At 34.7% G+C, this 265-nt stretch carries 1 protein-coding gene; it reads left to right on the top strand.

Features of this window, described 5'->3' with window-relative positions:
* Nucleotides 1-265: DUF5819 family protein (locus AOA59_RS32925; protein WP_218212231.1), on the top strand; the 265-nt coding region annotated here is incomplete at both ends.

The raw sequence follows: 265 nt of genomic DNA, 5'->3' as shown, positions 1-265 counted from the left end.
GGAATTATTTGCCCCGGATCCAGTTTCAGATAATCGCCTAATACATATGCAGATAAAGACCCATGAAGGTAAAGTTTCAGATTGGTTTGATATTACAATGCCACTAATTGAAAAGAACAGGTCAAATATTTTTAGTCCATATAATAGACTTGTAAGAATTCCTACCTCTAGTGCCATCGCATTATTTCAAGAAGACCGTGTTAGTAGATTATTTAAGGAGAAGATGAAGGATGACGAGACTCAAGCTGATTTTATTGATTTTATC

The organism is Pseudomonas sp. 2822-15 (genome assembly GCF_002742515.1).
Taxonomy (GTDB): Bacteria; Pseudomonadota; Gammaproteobacteria; order Pseudomonadales; family Pseudomonadaceae; genus Aquipseudomonas; species Aquipseudomonas salomonii.
This window is presented reverse-complemented; position numbering and strand designations above follow the sequence as displayed.